The 12,587-nt window shown below is 70.3% G+C and carries 11 protein-coding genes; 9 read left to right on the forward strand and 2 right to left on the reverse strand.

All coding sequences use genetic code 11. The features are described from left to right. Positions 1–65: 65 nt before the first annotated feature. The 4 genes from NP095_RS02685 to NP095_RS02700 all read left to right on the forward strand — a co-directional run bounded on the left by NP095_RS02685 (position 66) and on the right by NP095_RS02700 (position 5,177). A complete protein-coding gene (locus tag NP095_RS02685; protein ID WP_232417587.1) occupies positions 66–1,250 on the forward strand; it encodes a thiolase family protein in 1,185 nt (394 codons plus the stop codon). Beyond that, the gene (locus NP095_RS02690) at positions 1,247–2,314 is read left to right on the forward strand and encodes an NAD(P)H-dependent amine dehydrogenase family protein (protein WP_232417586.1); all 1,068 of its coding nucleotides are present in this window, start codon (positions 1,247–1,249) and stop codon (positions 2,312–2,314) included. Before NP095_RS02685 ends, NP095_RS02690 begins: the two co-directional genes overlap by 4 nt. Before the next feature lie 97 nt (positions 2,315–2,411). After that, positions 2,412–3,632 carry an acetyl-CoA acetyltransferase gene (locus NP095_RS02695; protein WP_232417585.1) on the forward strand — a complete coding sequence of 407 codons (1,221 nt, stop codon included), beginning with the start codon at positions 2,412–2,414 and terminating at the stop codon, positions 3,630–3,632. Positions 3,633–3,659: 27 nt separating this feature from the next. Beyond that, positions 3,660–5,177, forward strand: a complete 1,518-nt coding sequence (locus tag NP095_RS02700) for a carotenoid oxygenase family protein (protein ID WP_232417584.1) — start codon at positions 3,660–3,662, stop codon at positions 5,175–5,177. A gap of 160 nt (positions 5,178–5,337) precedes the next feature. On the opposite strand, the gene NP095_RS02705 is transcribed toward NP095_RS02700, so the two are convergent. Beyond that, the gene (locus NP095_RS02705; RefSeq protein ID WP_232417583.1) at positions 5,338–6,285 is read right to left on the reverse strand and encodes an NAD(P)H-dependent flavin oxidoreductase; all 948 of its coding nucleotides are present in this window, start codon (positions 6,283–6,285) and stop codon (positions 5,338–5,340) included. 281 nt (positions 6,286–6,566) lie between these two features. Between NP095_RS02705 and NP095_RS02710 the strand changes: the two genes are divergently transcribed. From NP095_RS02710 to NP095_RS02720, 3 genes are read left to right on the forward strand one after another with little or no spacing between them, the layout of a single operon-like run. After that, positions 6,567–8,264 (forward strand): class I adenylate-forming enzyme family protein, encoded by a 1,698-nt coding sequence (locus NP095_RS02710; protein WP_232417582.1) that lies wholly within the window; start codon positions 6,567–6,569, stop codon positions 8,262–8,264. Next, a complete protein-coding gene (locus NP095_RS02715; protein ID WP_232417581.1) occupies positions 8,264–8,986 on the forward strand; it encodes a VOC family protein in 723 nt (240 codons plus the stop codon). The genes NP095_RS02710 and NP095_RS02715 overlap by 1 nt, the downstream gene beginning before the upstream one ends. After that, entirely contained in the window at positions 8,983–9,768 is a 786-nt protein-coding gene (locus NP095_RS02720) for an enoyl-CoA hydratase/isomerase family protein (protein ID WP_232417580.1), read from the forward strand. The genes NP095_RS02715 and NP095_RS02720 overlap by 4 nt, the downstream gene beginning before the upstream one ends. A 30-nt stretch (positions 9,769–9,798) precedes the next feature. On the opposite strand, the gene NP095_RS02725 is transcribed toward NP095_RS02720, so the two are convergent. Beyond that, a complete protein-coding gene (locus tag NP095_RS02725) occupies positions 9,799–10,719 on the reverse strand; it encodes a winged helix-turn-helix transcriptional regulator (protein ID WP_232417579.1) in 921 nt (306 codons plus the stop codon). Positions 10,720–11,109: 390 nt separating this feature from the next. Between NP095_RS02725 and NP095_RS02730 the strand changes: the two genes are divergently transcribed. Both NP095_RS02730 and NP095_RS02735 read left to right on the forward strand, forming a co-directional pair. Continuing rightward, positions 11,110–11,868 carry an ABC transporter ATP-binding protein gene (locus NP095_RS02730; protein WP_232417578.1) on the forward strand — a complete coding sequence of 253 codons (759 nt, stop codon included), beginning with the start codon at positions 11,110–11,112 and terminating at the stop codon, positions 11,866–11,868. After that, a complete protein-coding gene (locus tag NP095_RS02735; RefSeq protein ID WP_232417577.1) occupies positions 11,865–12,578 on the forward strand; it encodes an ABC transporter ATP-binding protein in 714 nt (237 codons plus the stop codon). Before NP095_RS02730 ends, NP095_RS02735 begins: the two co-directional genes overlap by 4 nt. Positions 12,579–12,587: the final 9 nt, after the last annotated feature.

Raw genomic sequence — 12,587 nt, forward strand, 5'->3', positions numbered from 1 at the left:
TGTTTAATGCAGTAACCTTCCGACGTGTCCGCACGGTGCGGCGAGTTCAGCGACAGGTGGGATCGATGACCGAGGCCTTCGTCTACGAGGCGGTGAGGACGCCGCGCGGTCGCGTGCGGCGCGACGGCGGCACCCTGGCCGGGCTGCCCGCCCACGAGCTGCTCGCCCAGCTGCTGCGCGAGCTCGAGCGGCGCGACCTGCCGTTGGACGCCGTCGAGGACGTCGTCATCGGCGTCAGCACGGCCCACGGCGAACAGGCCGCCGACCTCGCGCGCGTCGCCGTCATGGCCGCCGACTGGCCCGACCTGGTCCCCGCGGGCGTCGTCTCGCGCATGTGCTGCTCGGGCCTGGACGCCATCGCCACGGCATCGGCCCAGGTCCGCTCCGGGATGCTCGACGTGGTCGTGGCCGGCGGCGCCGAGTCGATGTCGCGCGTGCCGATGATGAGCGACCAGCCGGCCTTCGCCTTCGATCCGGGGCTCGGAGACACGACCGGCTTCGTGACGATCGGCGTCTCCGCCGACCTGACCGCCGCGAAGCACGGCTTCTCCCGCGAGGAGCTGGACGGCTGGGCCGTCCGCTCGCACCGGCGCTCCGCCGCCGCCACGTGGGACTCCGTCGTGCCCGTGACCCAGGGCGGCGAGACCGTCCTCGCGCAGGACGAGGGCGCCCGCGCCGACACGACCCCCGAGTCCCTTGCGGGCCTCGCTCCGCTGTTCGGCGACGATCCGCTCTGGTCGCGCGTCGAGGAGCGGTTCCCCGGCTTCGAGCGACCGGCGCAGGGACTGCACACCGTCGCCACCGCCCCGCAGCTGTGCGACGGCGCCTCGGCCTCCGTCATCGGCTCGGCCGCCGCCGAGCGCGTCCTCGGCCGTGCCCCGCGCGGCCGCATCGCGGGCTGGGCGCACACCGCCGTCCGCTCCCCGGGTCTCGACGGCACGATCGCCGCGGCGCGGCTGGCGATGGAGCGGGCCGGCATCGACGTCGCGGACGTCGCCGTGGCGGAGTTCAACGAGTCGTTCTCGGTCACGCCGCTGCTGCTGACCCGCGAGCTGGGCATCGATCCCGAGCGGGTCAACATCCAGGGCGGCGCCGTGTCGGTCGGCCACCCGCTGGCCGCCAGTGGCGGCATCCTGCTCGCCAACGCGCTCGACCTGCTAGGCCGGCGCGGTGGCGGCTACGCCCTGCTGGTCATCCCCGCCGCGCTCGGCGTCTCGATGGCCGTCGTCGTGGAAGGCCTGGCGGCATGACCTACCGCGTCGTCCAGTGGGCGACCGGGGCGATGGGCACGGCGATCCTGCGCACGATGCTGGATCATCCGGGCGTCGACGTGGTCGGCACGTACGTCTACGGCGAGGCCAAGGCCGGCCGCGACGTCGGTGACCTGGCTCGCCGGGACGCGACCGGCGTGCTGGCGACCTCCGACGTCGACGAGATCCAGGCGCTGGACGCCGACGTGGTCGTCCACGCCGGCCGCATCGGCCCGTACGGCGCCCATGACGACGAGATCGTCGCGCTGCTCGAGTCGGGCAAGAACGTGCTCAGCATCAACGGCTACACCGATCCGTTCGTCCACCCCGGCCCGCGGCTGGACCGGCTCCGGGCCGCGGCCGAGCGCGGCGGGGTCACCCTCATGGGAGTCGGCCTCAATCCCGGCTTCATCGGCGAGCAGGTCGCGGTGCTCGCGACCGGCGTGTGCGCCTCGGTCGACCACATCGAGGTGGTCGAGATGGCCGACGCGCGCCTCGTGCAGGACCCCGAGTACCTGTTCGGCTCCCTGGGGTTCGGCGCGGCGCTCGACGAGCACGACCCCAACGACCCCTCGTGGGGGCCGGTCGGCGCGCTCAACGGCATGTACGAGGAGGTCCTCGGCGCGATGGCGCACCACCTCGGCCTGGCGATCGACGAGGTCGTCAGCGACCACGTGTGCCACCCGGCCGGGTCCGACCTGACGGTCGCCGCCGGCGTGATCCCGCAGGGCACCGTGGGGCACACCAACTGGCGCTGGCACGCGATGGTCGACGGCAGCCCTCGGCTGACGATGTCGATCCACTGGTTCGTCGAGACCGCGCACCTGCCCGAGCCCGAGCCGCCGCTGTGGCGGGTGAACATCACGGGGCACCCCGGCGTGAAGATCGCCATGGAGCTCGAGAAGCACCCGGCCGATCGCAGCCGCATGGGCGCCGAGCAGTACGCCGTGGCGGGTCAGGTCATCAATGCGGTGCCCCACGTGGTGGCCGCCGAGCCGGGTCTGATGATCCGGCCCGTCGCGACGCCGGCGCGAGCCGACTACGCCACGTTCCGACCGCGCTGAAAGCCGTCGGAGGAGCTGTTTTCTCGACCCTTCCGTAGCAACTCTGATAAGTGTAGTGTGATGAACGACGCGTGAGTGCGCGTCAGAGAGGTGGATCATGACCAAGTCGCCGAACGTCTGGGTGCTCGGTGGGTACCAGACCGATTTCGCTCGCAACTTCCATCGCGAGGGCAAGGACTTCGCCGATCTCGCGACCGAGGTCGTCGACGGCACGCTGGCCGCCTCCGGGCTCGACGCCGAGGAGATCGGCGTCATCCACGTCGGCAACGCCTTCGGCCAGCTCTTCGCCGGCCAGGGCCAGCTCGGCGCGATGCCCGCGACCGTCAACCCCGGCCTGTGGGGCACCCCCTCCTCCCGCCACGAGGCCGCGTGCGCCTCGGGCAGCATCGCGGTCCTGGCCGCGATGGCCGACCTGCGCGCCGGCAACTACGACACCGCGCTCGTCGTCGGCATCGAGCTGGAGAAGACCGTCAGCGGCGACCAGGCGGCCCACCACCTCGGTGCCGCGGCCTGGGCCGGCCACGAGGGCGAGGACGCCACGTTCATGTGGCCGTACATGTTCAGCCAGGTCGCCGACGAGTACGACCGCCGCTACGGCATCGACCAGGCGCACCTGAGCCGGATCGCCGAGATCAACTTCGCCAACGCGAAGCTCAACCCCAACGCGCAGACCCGCGGCTGGGACGTGCCCGACCTCGGTCCGGCCGGCGACCCCGCCCTGAACCCGCAGATCGACGGCCGCGTGCGTCGCTTCGACTGCAGCCAGGTCACTGACGGCGGCTCCGGCATCGTGCTGGTGTCCGATGCGTTCCTGGTTCGCCACCCCGACCTGCGCCCGATGGCGCGCATCGCGGGCTGGGGCCACCAGACCGTCGGCCTGGGCCTGCAGCAGAAGCTGGACCACTCGGCGGACCAGCCCTACGTCATGCCGCACCTGCGCCGCGCCGTGCTCGACGCGTTCGACCGCGCCCAGATCGGGCTCGACGACCTCGACGCGCTCGAGACGCACGACTGCTTCACGCCCAGCGAGTACATCGCGATCGACCACATCGGCCTCACCGAGCCCGGTGAGTCGTGGAAGGCGATCGAGAACGGCGACATCGAGATCGGCGGTCGCCTGCCCATCAACCCCAGCGGCGGCCTGATCGGCGGCGGACACCCCGTCGGCGCGTCCGGCATCCGCATGGTGCTCGACGCGACCAAGCAGGTCACGGACACTGCCGGCGACTACCAGGTCGACGGCGCCGACACTGTCGGAACGCTCAACTTCGGCGGAAGCACCGCCACGACCGTCAGCTTCGTCGTGACGGCCAACTGACTGAACTGACGTACGAGAGGAACTTTCATGGATCTGGAACTGGTGGGCAAGCTGCTGTCGACGCTGCCCGAGGACGACGACCACCCCTACCGCACCGGGCCGTGGCGGCCGCAGACCAACGAGTGGGTCGCCGACGACCTGGAAGTCGTCGAGGGGCAGATCCCCGCCGACCTCGACGGCGTCTACCTGCGCAACACCGAGAACCCGGTGCACCCGTCGCTGAAGAACTACCACCCGTTCGACGGTGACGGCATGATCCACGTCGTCGGCTTCCGCGACGGCAAGGCGTTCTACCGCAACCGGATGATCCGCACCGACGGCTACCTCGCCGAGCAGGAGGCCGGCCAGTCCCTGTGGGCCGGCCTGGCCGAGCGACCCCAGATCGCATTGCGCGAGGACGGGTGGGGCGCGCGTCGCCAGATGAAGGACGCGTCCAGCACCGATGTCGTCGTGCACCGCGGCGTCGCGCTGAGCACGTTCTACCAGTGCGGCGACATGTACCGGATCGACCCGTTTTCGGCCCAGACGCTGGGCAAGGAGAGCTGGAACGGGCACTTCCCGTTCGACTGGGGCGTCTCGGCGCACCCGAAGGTCGACGACCGGACCGGCGAGATGATGTTCTTCAACTACAGCAAGGAGGCGCCGTACATGAAGTACGGCGTCGTCGACGACAAGAACGACCTCGTCCACTACGTCGACATCCCGCTGCCGGGCCCGCGTCTGCCGCACGACATGGCGTTCACGGAGAACTACGCGATCCTCAACGACATGCCGCTGTTCTGGGACCCGGAGGCGCTCAAACAGAACGCCCACGTGGCCCGCTGGCACCGCGACATGCCGGCCAGGTTCGCGGTCATCCCGCGCCGTGGTCAGACCAAGGACATCATGTGGTTCGAGGCCGAGTCGACCTACGTCCTGCACTTCACCAACGCCTACGAGGAGGGTGACGAGGTCGTGCTGGAGGGCTACTTCCAGACCGACCCGGAGCCGGCCGACAACGGCACCGGCACGAAGTGGGAGCGGGCGTTCCGCTTCCTGGCGCAGGACCGGATGGAGACCCGCCTGCACCGGTGGCGCTTCAACCTCAAGACCGGCCTGACGAAGGAGGAGCGCCTCACCGACACGGTGTCCGAGTTCGGCATGATCAACGGCTCGTTCGGTGGCGTGAAGCACCGCTACTCCTACTCGGCCACGAACAAGCCCGGCTGGTTCCTGTTCAACGGACTGGTCAAGCACGACTCGTTGACCGGTGCGGAGGAGACGTTCGCCTTCGAGGACGGCGTCTACGGCAGTGAGACCGCGATGGCGCCGCGCGTGGGCTCGACGTCCGAGGACGACGGCTACCTGGTCACCTTGATCTCGGACATGAACGCCGATGCGTCCTACGCCGTGGTGTTCGACGCCGCGCGGCTCTCGGACGGGCCCGTCTGCAAGCTCAAGCTGCCCGAGCGCATCTCCAGCGGGACGCACTCGACGTGGTGTGCCGGCGAGGAGCTGCGCCGCTGGCAGACGGAGGATTCGGCGGCGACCGCCGTCGGCCTCTGAGATCATCGAAGAGCGAAGCCCGCCATACCTGCGAGAGGATGGCGGGCTTCGTCTTTCCCGGGCACGCCCGCCCGACGTGAACGAGATGTGCTCCCCTTCCGACCTTTCAGAGGGTGTGAAAGGTCAGAAAAGGAGCAAATCTCGGGACGGGGGGAGGGAGTCAGCGCGGCTGCAGCGTCAGCGCGGCGAAGCGCTCGCCGGCGGTGCGGTACTCGGACTCCAGGCGGTCGACGACCGTGGCGACGGGCTCGACGGCGCGGATGGTCTGCAGGCCCTGGCCGGCGGCCCACAGGTCCTTCCAGCGCGCGCCCGCGCCGGCCGTGGAGTCGTAGTCGCGCTGGGCGGGGCCGACCATCGCGTCAAGGTCGTACCCGTTCGCGATGAGGCTCGGTCGCAGCCACGACGCGGGGGTGCCGGTGACGCCCGAGCTGACGATCAGGTCGTCCGGGCCGTGGTCGACGACCATCTGCTTGTACTCGTCCTGGGCCATGCTCTCCTCGGTGACGAGGAACCGCGTGCCCATGTAGACCAGGTCGGCGCCCGCGGCGATCGCGCCGGCGATGCCGGCTCCGTCGGTCACGCCGCCGCCGACGGTGACGATGCCGTCGAACATCTCGCGCACGGCGGAGATGAACGCGAAGGGCGACAGGTGGCCGGTGTGGCCGCCGGCGCCGGCCGAGACGCAGGCCAGCCCGTCGACGCCCGCGTCGATCGCCTTGCGTGCGAGCTTGAGGTTCACGACGTCGGCGATGACGGTGCCGCCGTAGGACTTCACGACCTCCATGACCGGCAGCGGGGAGCCCAGCGCCGTGATCACGATGTCGGGCTGGTGCTCGGCCACGAGGGCGAGGTCCTCGGGCAGGCGCGCGTTGCTGCGGTGGGTCACGAGGTTCAGCGCCCACGGCGCGGCGTCGGGGGAGCCGGCCAGGCGGTCGCGGATCGTGCCCATCCAGGTGTCGAGCTCCTCCGCCGTGCGGCAGTTGGGGCTGGGGAAGGAGCCCACGACGCCGGCCTCGCAGGCCGCGACGACGAGATCGGGGCCCGAGATCAGGAACATGGGCGCCGCCACGACGGGCAGGCGGAGTCGGTCGAGCAGGGTGTCGGTCATCGAGTCACTTCTCTTGCGGGGGAAGGGGAGCTGGTCCCGGGACAGTGGGGGAACGGTGGGGGACGGCGATCGAGGCGGGCGGGCGGGCCGACGCGGCGGTCCCGGGTCGATCACGGGACAGCACGATCACGTCCTGGTCGTCACGCATCGCCCCTCCTCGACTCGTGTCGCTGTTCTAATGTGACCTTACATCGCTCACCCGGCATCCCGTCCAGTCATTTGGTCGACAAATGTCACTTCCTATCTAGTAGTTAAGTCGCCGCTGAAGTAGAATTCCGGACATGGAACTGTTCGATCAGCAGCAGCGACGGGCGTTCGAGGAGCAGGGCTGGTGGACTGGCCGCACCTGGTCCGCGCTGGTGTCGCAGGCCGTTCGGGCCACTCCCGACGCGTTGGCGCTCGTCGACCCGATCAACCGGGCGACGGTCATGGCGGGGGAGCCCCGGAGCCTCACCTGGGCCGAGGTCGACGTCGAGGTCCGACGGATCGCCGCCGCCCTGTACGGACTCGGTGTGCGCCGGGGCGACGTGGTGGGCGTGCAGCTGCCCAACGTCGTCGAGCTGCCGCTGACCCTCCTGGCCGCGGCGCGCCTCGGGGCCGTCACGTGCCCCTTCCCGATCCAGTACCGCAGTCACGAGCTGGTCCGCATGTGCGAGCTGGCCGGGGTCGGGGTCTTCATCTCGACGACGTCCGCGCTCGGGCGCGACCTCGCGGCCGACGTCGCGGACTTCCGCGCCGACGTCCCCGGCCTGCGGGCGGTCGCCGCGTACGGACAGCCCGAGCGGGACCCGCGGCTGGCGTCGCTGACGCGGGCCGACGACGACGCGCGCGCCGAGGCCGACGCGTACGCGGCCGGGCTGCAGCTGGGCTCCGCGGACGCCGTCACCATCGTCTGGACGTCCGGCACCGAGGGCTTCCCCAAGGGAGTGCCCCGGGCCTACGGCGACTGGGAGGTTCTGGGCACGGCATGTGTGCAGTCGCCCCGGCTGACCGCCGACGACGTGCTGCTGAACCCGTTCCCGATGGTCAACGGCGGCGGCCTCGCCGGCATGTTCGTGCCGTGGCTGCTCACGGGGTGCACGCTCGTGCAGCACCACCCGTTCGACCTCGACCTGTTCTGTGAGCAGATCGAGCGCCACCACGTCACCTACACCTGTGCTCCGCCGCCGGTGCTCAACGCGGTCGTCTCGGGCACCGGCCCCGACCGCGACCTGTCGTCGCTGCGCGTGGTGTCGTCCGGCTCGGCGCCGCTGGCCGGCTGGATGATCGACGCCTGGGAGAACGGCCGCGGGGTCGAGGTGCTCAACCTGTTCGGGTCGAACGAGGGCGGCATGCTCTTCGCCGAGCCCGAGACGGTGCCCGACCCGGCACAGCGCGGCCGGCTGTTCCCGCGGTACGGCCGGCCCGGTCTGGCCTATCGCACCGACCTGGCCCCGGCGATGTCCGCGCGCCTGGTCGACCTGGCCGACGGCTCGGAGATCGACACGCCGGGTCACCCGGGCGAGCTGCGACTCAAGGGGCCGGCGATCTTCTCGGGCTACCTCGGCCGCGGTCGCGAGGGCTTCGACGAGGACGGCTGGTTCTGCACCGGTGACGTCTTCGAGATCAGCGCCGAGAACGAGGATCTCCTGGTCCACGTCGACCGCGCGAAGGACCTGATCATCCGCGGCGGCTACAAGATCTCCGCCGCCGAGATCGAGTCCATCGTCACGGCCGATCCGCGCATCAGCGAGGCCGCCGCCGTCGCCCTTCCGGATCCGGACCTGGGCGAGCGGCTGTGCCTGTTCGTCGTCCCGTCCGGGGACGAGCCGATCGGCCTCGACGAGGTTGTCGCGATCGTCCGCGCCGCGGACGTCGCGAAGTTCAAATGGCCGGAGCGACTCGAGGTCGTCAGCGCGCTGCCGCGCAATCCGGTGGGCAAGGTGCTCAAGCGTCAGCTGCGTGACCGGCTGAGCGCAACCACGACAGGAGACAACTGATGGAACCACTGCGTCTGCGTCAGGTCGTCCTCATCACGGACGACCTCGACACCGCCCGGAAGGAGGCGATCGCCGCCTTCGGATTCCCCGGCAGCGTCCGCGACGAGGAGGGGATGGCCTCGCTGGGCTTCATCCACGACGTGTTCAGCTTCGCCGACACGTTCATCGAGATCGTGGCGCCGATCTCGCCGGACTCGCCGCACGGGCGCCAGGTCGCCGCGAACGGCCCGAGCGGCTTCATGATCGCGACGCAGGTCCTCGATCTCGACCTGGTCGTCGAGCGGGCCGCCGAGCAGGGGCTCGCGCCGCTGATGCACCAGGAGTACGACGGCCACATGATCTCGCAGTGGCACCCCAAGGCACTGGGCACGCTCACCGAGATCGACCAGGTCGACCCGTTCGAGAGCTGGCACTTCGCCCCACAGGTGTTCGCCCAGTCGGCCACGGACGTGGCCGTCGACATCGCGGGCGCCACCCTGGCCGTCCCCGACCCGGCCGCCGTGGCCTCGACGTGGGCCGCCCTCACCGGTGCTCCCGTCGAGCAGGACCACACCGTCAGGATGGGCCCGGAGTCACTGTCACTGGTGCCGTCCGGCGACGGCCCGCGCGGTCTGGTCGCCGTCGACGTCGTCGCGGCCGACCCGCAGCAGGTGGGCCGGGTCGTCGAGCTGTGCGGCGTTCCCTTCCGTTTCGTCTCCCCCGAGTCCCAGGAGCAGTCATGACCAGCCCTCACGTCCACTACGAGGTCGCGGACGGCATCGCGACGATCACGATCGACCGCCCCGAGAAGCGCAACGCGCTGAACTACGCGATGTACGACGCGATCCGTGACCACACGGCCGAGGCCGACGCGGACCCCGACGTGCGGGCGATCATCCTGACCGGCGTGCCGGGGCAGTTCTGTGCCGGCACCGACCTGACCGAGCTGCGTGACGTCGAGCCCGGGACGAAGCCCGAGGATCGCGAGGGGCACACGGACGGCCGCCACTGGTACTTCTGGGAATCGTCGACGCCGGTCATCGTGGCCGTCGACGGTCCAGCGGCCGGCCTCGGTGTCGAGCTCTCGACCCAAGCGGACTTCCGGATCGCGTCCACCCGCGCGAAGTTCTCGTGGATCTTCGTCCAGCGCGGCCTGATCCCCGACACGGGCGCGGGCACCTGGCTGCTGCCGGACCTCGTCGGCCCGCAGCAGGCGAAGCGGCTGGTGTTCTCGGGCGAGTTCATCGACGCCGAGGAGGCGCAGCGCATCGGCTTCGTCATGGACGTCGTCGAGCCGGAGAACCTGCTGGCGGCCGCCCGCGAGCTGGCGGCCAAGATCTCGACCGGCTCGCCGTTCGCGATCTCGCGCGCGAAGTCGCTGCTGAACTGGTCATCGTCGCGCACGCGCGACGAGCACCTGGAGCAGCACATCGCGGCGTTGACGCAGTGCCAGCTGTCCGACGACCACAAGGAGGGCGTGGCCGCGTTCCTCGAGCGGCGTCCCGCCGTCTTCACCGGCCGCTGAGCGGCCGGGAGGTGAGGGCCGGTCGCCGGGTCACAGCTCGGCGACCGGGCCCTCGAACCGGATGTTCGTGCGGCTCAGCACGCCGTTGCACGCGTTGCACGTGAACTGCGGCACGAACTCGTTCTCGCAGGGGATGTGCACGAGGTTCAGCCCCGAGCGGCCGTCCTCGGTCAGCCAGCGCTGGGCCCAGCCGTTGATCGTCGTGGTGACGTCGAAGAAGTCCAGCGCCTTCGAGGTGAGCCGGTACTCCTGACGCTTGCCGCCGGCGATGTCCTCGCGCGACATCATGCCCGCCTCGACGAAGAGGTGCAGGCGCTGCGTGAGGGTCACGGGGGAGATGCCCAGGTTCTCCTGGAAGTCGTTGAACCGGCGCGTGCCGGTGAAGGCGTCCGAGAGCAGGAAGGTCGACCACCGGTCGCCCAGGACGCCGGAGGCGTCGATCGGGGTCGGCATGGTGGGGGAGCGCCGGGAGCGGCGCTGGACGCTGTCGAGCAGGAGGCGGTCGTCGACCGTGCCGCGCACGTCGCGAGCGCCGACGCCGATGGCGCCGCAGGCGCCGCAGCCGAACACGGGCCGGTTGTGGTGGCCGCAGTCGAGGTGGCGCAGCCGGGTCTGGGCGTCGCGGTGGTGGTGTCCGGCCCAACGCCGGTCCCACGCCCACATCGCGACCAGGACCTGCCACAGGTCCAGGCCGGACTCGGTGAGCCGGTACTCGCGTCGCGGCGGGTTCCGCTGGTACTCGTGGGCCTCGAGGATGCCCTCGTCGACGAGCGAGTTGAGCCGGCGCGACAGCACGGGGTCGGAGATCTCCAGCGCGTTGCGCAGGTCCTGGAAGCGGCGCTTGCCGTTGAAGACCCACATCACGATCCGCAGGGTCCACATGTCGCCGAGCAGGATCAGAGCGCGGCCGAGCGGAGAGGCGCCGTTCTCGTCGGTGATCGCCTCGGTCATCGTCGTCCCCCTTTCGACGTGGTAGTTCCCGGTCGGTAGCAACAGTGAGCGCTGGCTACTCGTTAGTCAAGCCGCCCGGGAAGCGCGCGCCGGCCTCCGAACCAGTAACTACGTCAAATGTAGTGATGCCGTGGCACGGGGCTGGGCGGGCCTGCGGGCCGCTCCGAACTCCCCGACGGGAGCGCGCTCATCGAGTTTCTCACCGCACTTTCCCTGCGGCGTATGACGTTCTCGAAGCATCAATGAGAAAAGGCACTTCAAAACACAGAGTTTGTCTTGACCAGCCCTCTTTCGGCCTGTTAGAAAGACCATGCACATTGACGGAGTGACTCCGGTCACAGGATTACGCTCAGTGTTGCTCCCACGTACTTCGTTATCGAAAGGCTCCTGATGCTTCACGTTTCGGACGTTGTTCTCCGCTTCGGTGGGGTGACCGCGCTCGACCGGGTGGGGTTCGAGGTGGCTGAAGGTGAGATCTGCGGACTCATCGGGCCGAACGGGGCCGGCAAGACCTCCCTGTTCAACTGCGTCACCCGCGTCTACCAGCCCGACGAGGGCACGATCCGCTACGGCGACGTCGACCTGCTGGGTCTGCGTCGCCACCAGGTGATCCGTGCCGGTGTCGCGCGCACCTTCCAGAACCTCGCCCTCTGGCCCGAGATGACCGTCCTGCAGAACACGGTCCTGGGCGCCCACGGCACCCGGACGCCGCACCTGCTGCCCTCGCTCGTCGGCTGGCCCGGCTCGCGTCGCGTCACGCGCGAGATCGAGCGCGACGCCTGGGCCCTGCTCGAGCGCCTCGACCTGGTCGAGTTCGCCCACCAGCCGGCCGCCGGCCTGCCCTTCGGCACGCTCAAGCGCGTCGAGCTGGCCCGCGCCCTGATCAGCCGCCCGTCCCTGTTGCTGCTGGACGAGCCCGCCGGTGGTCTCACGCACTCCGAGGTGGCCGACCTCGGCGACCTGATCCGCTCCCTGCGCGACGAGATGGGCTTCAGCGTCCTGCTCGTCGAACACCACATGGGACTGGTCATGGGCGTGTGCGACCACGTCGTCGCCATGGACTTCGGGCGCACGATCGCCGACGGCCTCCCCGCGGAGGTCCAGCGTCACCCCGAAGTCATCGCCGCCTACCTGGGGAGGTCCGCATGACCGCGCTGCTGGAGGCCACCGGCCTCACCGCCGGATACGGCGGAGCCACCGTGCTGCGCGACGTGTCCGTCCACGTCGACGCCCATGAGGCCGTCGTCGTGCTCGGCGCCAACGGCGCCGGCAAGTCGACCCTGCTCAGCGTGCTCTCGGGGCAGCTGCCCTTCGAGGGCTCGCTCAAGATCGACGGCCGGGAGCTCGGCAAGATCCGGCCCGACACCGTCCTGGCCGCGGGCGTCAGCCTCGTCCCGCAGGGCCGCGGCACCCTGACCGCCATGTCCGTGCTGGACAACCTGCGCGTCGGCGCGGTCACCCGTCGCGACAAGGCCGGGATCGAGGAGGACGTCGAGCGCTGGTTCTCGGTCTTCCCTCGACTGGCCGAGCGCAGCGACCAGATCGCCGGCACCCTCTCCGGCGGTGAGCAGCAGATGCTCGCCATCGCCCGCGCCCTGATGAGCCGTCCGCGGCTGCTGATGTGCGACGAGGTCAGCCTCGGCCTGGCGCCGGTGATCGTGCAGAACCTGTTCGACACGCTGCGCGACATCAACCGCGAGTCGGGCACGGCCCTGCTGATGGTCGAGCAGAACGCCGAGCTCGCCCTGGACATCGCCGCACGCGTCTACCTGCTCGAGGTCGGCGAGGTGAGCGCCAGCGGAACGGCCGAGGCGTTCCGCGCCGACGACAGCATCCGTGCTGCCTACCTGGGCTACTGAGGAGCATTC

The organism is Aeromicrobium duanguangcaii, assembly GCF_024508295.1.
In the GTDB taxonomy this organism is placed as follows: Bacteria; Actinomycetota; Actinomycetes; order Propionibacteriales; family Nocardioidaceae; genus Aeromicrobium; species Aeromicrobium duanguangcaii.

What these genes read in the sequence shown, in the direction of transcription:
- NP095_RS02730 (WP_232417578.1), top strand. Translation starts at nt 11,110, where the DNA reads ATGCTTCACGTTTCGGACGTTGTTCTCCGCTTCGGTGGGGTGACCGCG.
- NP095_RS02685 (WP_232417587.1), top strand. Translation starts at nt 66, where the DNA reads ATGACCGAGGCCTTCGTCTACGAGGCGGTGAGGACGCCGCGCGGTCGC.
- NP095_RS02705 (WP_232417583.1), bottom strand. Translation starts at nt 6,285, where the DNA reads ATGACCGACACCCTGCTCGACCGACTCCGCCTGCCCGTCGTGGCGGCG.
- NP095_RS02715 (WP_232417581.1), top strand. Translation starts at nt 8,264, where the DNA reads ATGGAACCACTGCGTCTGCGTCAGGTCGTCCTCATCACGGACGACCTC.
- NP095_RS02725 (WP_232417579.1), bottom strand. Translation starts at nt 10,719, where the DNA reads ATGACCGAGGCGATCACCGACGAGAACGGCGCCTCTCCGCTCGGCCGC.
- NP095_RS02720 (WP_232417580.1), top strand. Translation starts at nt 8,983, where the DNA reads ATGACCAGCCCTCACGTCCACTACGAGGTCGCGGACGGCATCGCGACG.
- NP095_RS02695 (WP_232417585.1), top strand. Translation starts at nt 2,412, where the DNA reads ATGACCAAGTCGCCGAACGTCTGGGTGCTCGGTGGGTACCAGACCGAT.
- NP095_RS02700 (WP_232417584.1), top strand. Translation starts at nt 3,660, where the DNA reads ATGGATCTGGAACTGGTGGGCAAGCTGCTGTCGACGCTGCCCGAGGAC.
- NP095_RS02690 (WP_232417586.1), top strand. Translation starts at nt 1,247, where the DNA reads ATGACCTACCGCGTCGTCCAGTGGGCGACCGGGGCGATGGGCACGGCG.
- NP095_RS02735 (WP_232417577.1), top strand. Translation starts at nt 11,865, where the DNA reads ATGACCGCGCTGCTGGAGGCCACCGGCCTCACCGCCGGATACGGCGGA.
- NP095_RS02710 (WP_232417582.1), top strand. Translation starts at nt 6,567, where the DNA reads ATGGAACTGTTCGATCAGCAGCAGCGACGGGCGTTCGAGGAGCAGGGC.